Origin of the sequence: Lutimonas sp. (assembly GCF_051011215.1) — a bacterium.
Taxonomy (GTDB): domain Bacteria; phylum Bacteroidota; class Bacteroidia; order Flavobacteriales; family Flavobacteriaceae; genus Lutimonas.
In genome coordinates this window covers 1-4,926 of record NZ_JBPCUJ010000161.1, presented here as the reverse complement: position 1 = coordinate 4,926, position 4,926 = coordinate 1, and the positions used below count along the sequence as shown (strand labels likewise).

Here is a 4,926-nt window from a genome sequence, read left to right as displayed (position 1 = left end):
TTACTAACGTGTCTACTGTTGCTTGAGTCTCAATATATGGCTGATCAATAAAGTTTTTTGATTGAGCAATTCCTAATAATGGTGCCAATAATAAGGCTAAGAATAAAAATGTCTGTTTCATGTACTGATTATGTTTATGTTGTGCAACGGTTTGGGTATGAGCAGTAGCTCTCCCCAAATGTTGATTTTATTTTATTTGTTTCTTTCTAATGTGATTTTCCTTTCGAAGACGAATTGAAGCTATTGCTTATACCCGTTGTTGCCCGCAGTATTAATTTCTAGAGTTTTTTTCGATTAAATTCACTATGTTAAAATAGCATTCAATTGAAACGATAACCTTGTTTAAGCCATCATTATAATCACTTTTCGTTAGTGCTTGATTCAACGCTCCAGCAGTTATAGAAGGAGCAACATCTCCAATTTCTGAAATCGAATTAAGAATATCTTTAACGTCTTGGTTTTGATAGTTTTTGTTAATGCATTTCAAGTATTCACCTTCTGGATTAAGATTATAAACGGATACTTCATCTTGTCTCGATTCAACATTTTCTGGTGACACTATTATTATATCTTCTTCGTCCTCATAAATTTGTACATCTATAGACCAAATTTTATCAAAAGTGCCAGCCTTTTCTAACTCGCGTAATAATTGTTTTGAAAAATCATTAATGAAAAAGTCCTCCTCAAATTGAGACATAGATTGAATTGAGCTGAGATCTGTGGTAAAAGCATGAAAGTTATTGTTGGCATTCGAATCTCCGTAGTGAGCTGCTAACAGTTCTTCAACAAATAATGTTGCATTATTTAATGCGACAATGTCACTTTCTGTTAAGCAATCATCAAGCTTTTCAGCAAAATATTTATTTTCACTTTTTTTGGCAACTTAAAATAGAAAGGCCAATAATGAGAAATAAGATTCTTTTGTACATAGGGTCAGGAAATATTGCGGGCAACGGTTTGGGTATGAGCAGTAGCTCATCCACGTTGGTTAGTTTTATTTATTTGGTTTGTTTTCAAGTTTGATTTTCATTTCGGAGAATGATTAGAGCTATTGGTTATACCCGTTGTTGCCAATAGTTTTTATTCTGATATATTTTCTTCTCCTAATTTATTGAAAGAATCCCAAAAAGCTTCGTCATAATCTACACGATTGAAAAGAGTTTGTTTTTTATCACGTTCATAATGTTCATACGGTATTTCCTCGACTTCATTTAATTCAAAATTAAAAAAATAAGATTCTCTTTCATAAACAGCATTCTCCATTTTGAAATTTTTATATATAATTTCGGCATATTGTCTATTAAAATGCTTGGTTGGGTAGTATATACCATTACCCATATGATTTGAATAATAGCAAATATTTTCTTCTTTTTTGGTCGTTTCAAATGCATTTTTAAGTCTTTCTTCTTCATTATCATATTTAGCAAGGTATAGCTCAATATCTAACATCGATAAGGTAGTTTCCCAATTTTCTATCACCTTCAAAATGGCAAAACTGTCTTTATCGATATAAACCTTACCTGAATATTTAGTAGGATAAGGACGATTCGTATATTTCCAATCATCCCTATCAATTTGGAATGATATTATATAAAAATTCTTGTCTTCAGGTTTCACAGACTTCACAAAATTCAATGTAAAGATTTTGTATTTTCTTTTATGAAAAATATTAGAATATCGAATGGCACTTTCCCTGGCTGATTGAATTTGAGAGTAATATTGATACTTTTCAGGTTTGTTATTTGTATTCCATTTGATTTGCTCAACTCTTTGTGTTGTTCTGTGTAGCGTCAAATAACCTTCATCGTGATCTTTTGTGATTAATTCTAAATCTAGTTCTGTTGTATCATTTCTATTAATCAACACCTTCCCGTATCTATAAAAATTAAAAGGCTCAACAGGGTGATTTTCCGCCTTTTTTGAAATAGCAGTTTTTAATACGGCTGCTGGTGATTTATAGCCAGTGACAAGCACCTCTGATAACTGCTCAAAACGTGGCATTAAATACTCCTTTTTGTTTAACTCTTTTAATAAAACAGTCCTAGATTCGAATCCCATGGATGAAATAGAGACTGATGCTGTCTGCATCATATTTTCCTTGACAGATATTTCAAAAAAACCATTTTCATCCGCTACTCGGTAAATTTCCTCCTTTTTCAAAATTAGTGTCGCAAAAGAAATTGCTTCGTTTGTTTCTTTATCAATAATTTGCCCTTTGAGAACTATACTATTACCTGATCCATCATGATCTTTTGACTTTAGTTCTTGTGAATTTGCTTCTGATAGAAAAAGGAGCGTAAAAAGGGATAGTATTATTCTCATTAATTATAAATTATCATTGAAGGGTTGACTAAATTATTGGTAACGGTTTGGGTATGAGCATTAGCTCTCCCCTAATGTTGATATTATTTTTTTTGTTTCTTTCTAATGTGATTTTCCTTTCAAAGACGGATTGAAGCTATTGCTTATATGCGTTGTTAGCCACTGGTGCTTCCTAATCTCTTCCATATTCCAATAATTAAATTTAATAGAAAAACCAACGCCCCTATTATTATTGCAAACCCAGAGAACACCATAATTCTATCTCTTTGAAAAAACATCCAAATCTTAGAGAATATCATAATTTTATTTCTGTGCAAAAGTTCTGAAATCTCGGCGTAGCTATAACTTAGAACATAAAGAACCCCAATCATAAATACAACAGTTAATAAGATGTGAATTAAGTTTAACCAGTAAGAAAGCTTTAGATCTAATTTATCTGTTAGCCAATAAAACAATGAAAAGAGCGCAAATAAGAGCCCCAAAATAATCGATAAAAAAGAAATTGATATAACATACATTGTATCATGAATATTAAAATCTATTGATTCATTTCCACGCCAAATTCCTAAAACAAAAAACGCACCTATTAAAACAATAAAAAAGAAATGTGGTTTTTTGATAAATAGTTTCATTCACTTGTGGCTAAAGGTATTGTATAAGATTAGTTGCGTTCTAAAGCCATAAACTTAAAAAAGAATAACCGAACTTTGAGGTAGCTATGGCCATTCCATAAAAGGTTCTTTCTAGCAATTAATTTTATACGTTGTTGTGGTGTCGTTTTTATTACATCGCAACTACTCCTACTTCATCAGCATATTTTTCCCATTCGACAATTAACTCCTTAAGTAAATCTGGTTCCTGCTCCGATAGATCGGTGGTTTCTCCGGGATCTACAGATAAGTCATATAGTTTCCATTCTTGTGGGCCATAGGGTTTAGGAATAAATACAGCCTTAAAATTTCCTTGACGAATCCATTTTCCATTTTGCATTTCACCAGCAATGTATTCTGATTTGGTATAAAGCGTTTTTTCTTCTCCCGATAATATTTTGGAAAAAGATTTGCCTCGCATATCTAAAACCTTATTTCCCTTATAAGTATCTGGGTGCTCAACTCCTGCCATTTCTAAAAGGGTAGGCATAATATCAGTTACATAAACAAAGTTGCGATGAACTTCACCTTTCGATACATTGGGCCCACTTATAATCAAAGGAGTTCTTATTCCTCCTTCTCCAGCCGTCATTTTAAAATAATCGAATGGTCCGGAACCTGCAGATGCCCATCCAATTCCGTACGCTGTATGGGAAGTTGGGTTTCCAATATTATCCAATCTATTATCGAATTGACTTAAATAAACACCATCTCCATTTCCAGGATACATACTGTTATCCCACGGATTAGAACCATTATCTGACAAGAATAAAATAATAGTATTATCCAATTCATCAATGTCTGAAAGAAAATCCATCATTCGGCCCATATGGTAGTCAACATTCTCAACCATTCCGGCATAAACTTCCATGTATCTCGATTCCACTTCTTTTTCTTCTTTGCTAAGTGAGTTCCATGCTTTCGCTGTATGGTTCATAGCAGGAATTTTAGCGTCGTTGGAAACCAAACCTAAATCTTTTGCTTTTTTGATCCTGTCTTCTCTCAGTTTTTCAAATCCCTCGTCATATACACCTTGGTATTTACTCATCCAAGGCTCGGGCACATGCAAAGGATCGTGCGGTGCCGAAAAAGCCAGATATGCTAAAAATGGCTTGTCGTCCTTTTGTTCTCTAATACTTTTCATTAGAAAATCGGTAAAGCTTCGACTTGAATAAAAGTCTTCGGGTAATTTATCTATCTTTTCCCCATTTAGGGTGTATTCTATATGTTCATCTGCTGTAAGTCCAGCCATATCATCATAGTGACTGGCTCCTCCATTTAATAAACTGAGAGTTTTTTCAAACCCTCGTGCCCCTGGGATACTATTCATATCGTGACCTAAATGCCATTTTCCTCCCATATAGGTGTGGTAGCCTGCCTCCTTAAGTACTTCAGCCATACTTAACACATTATTATTTAAATGACCTTCGTAACCAGGTTTCCCTACTTGATTTGGAGTTAGCAATTCTCCCATATTACCCAAGCCTGCCAAATGGTTATCGGTTCCACTTAATAACATAGAGCGTGTTGGGGAACAACTTACTGAAGTGTGAAAGTCGGTAAACATCATTCCATTTTTTGCCAATTTTTCAATTGTAGGTGTATTAATTTCACCTCCATAAGGAGAGGTGTCTGTAAAACCCATATCGTCAACCATCACTAACAGAATGTTAGGTTTCTTAATTTCTTTTTCGGTTTGCGAAGAGTTCTTGTCTTGTACGCAAGACGCCAAAAGTAATATTAGTGTTAGGAAGAAACCTGTATTTTTCATTATCTCATTTTTATTGATTTAAACAAAAGTAATATATAATAAATTGTCTCGAATGTTGGAACAACTCAAAATGCACCACAACGGTTTGGGTATGAGCAGTAGCTCTCCCACGTTGGTTTGATTTAATTATTTGGTTTGTAGTTTAGTATTCATTTTCGTTTCGGAGAGGGATTGAAGCTATTG

Annotated in this window: 4 protein-coding genes; all 4 read right to left on the bottom strand. The window is 33.7% G+C overall.

The window, feature by feature from the left end; genetic code table 11:
- Positions 1 to 271: 271 nt before the first annotated feature.
- Positions 272 to 697 (bottom strand): hypothetical protein, encoded by a 426-nt coding sequence (locus ACR2MV_RS15360; RefSeq protein WP_434023053.1) that lies wholly within the window; start codon positions 695 to 697, stop codon positions 272 to 274.
- Between the two features lie 383 nt (positions 698 to 1,080).
- Positions 1,081 to 2,322: a carboxypeptidase-like regulatory domain-containing protein gene (locus tag ACR2MV_RS15355; RefSeq protein ID WP_434023052.1), complete on the bottom strand. Its 1,242-nt coding sequence runs from the start codon at positions 2,320 to 2,322 to the stop codon at positions 1,081 to 1,083.
- A 155-nt stretch (positions 2,323 to 2,477) separates the two neighbouring features.
- Positions 2,478 to 2,954 (bottom strand): hypothetical protein, encoded by a 477-nt coding sequence (locus ACR2MV_RS15350; protein WP_434023051.1) that lies wholly within the window; start codon positions 2,952 to 2,954, stop codon positions 2,478 to 2,480.
- Positions 2,955 to 3,105: 151 nt separating this feature from the next.
- A complete protein-coding gene (locus ACR2MV_RS15345; RefSeq protein ID WP_434023049.1) occupies positions 3,106 to 4,743 on the bottom strand; it encodes an arylsulfatase in 1,638 nt (545 codons plus the stop codon).
- Between the last annotated feature and the right edge of the window lie 183 nt (positions 4,744 to 4,926).

Excerpts from the sequence above, each read along its gene's own strand:
- ACR2MV_RS15360 (WP_434023053.1), bottom strand. The coding sequence starts at position 697 with ATGTCTCAATTTGAGGAGGACTTTTTCATTAATGATTTTTCAAAACAA.
- ACR2MV_RS15355 (WP_434023052.1), bottom strand. The coding sequence starts at position 2,322 with ATGAGAATAATACTATCCCTTTTTACGCTCCTTTTTCTATCAGAAGCA.
- ACR2MV_RS15350 (WP_434023051.1), bottom strand. The coding sequence starts at position 2,954 with ATGAAACTATTTATCAAAAAACCACATTTCTTTTTTATTGTTTTAATA.
- ACR2MV_RS15345 (WP_434023049.1), bottom strand. The coding sequence starts at position 4,743 with ATGAAAAATACAGGTTTCTTCCTAACACTAATATTACTTTTGGCGTCT.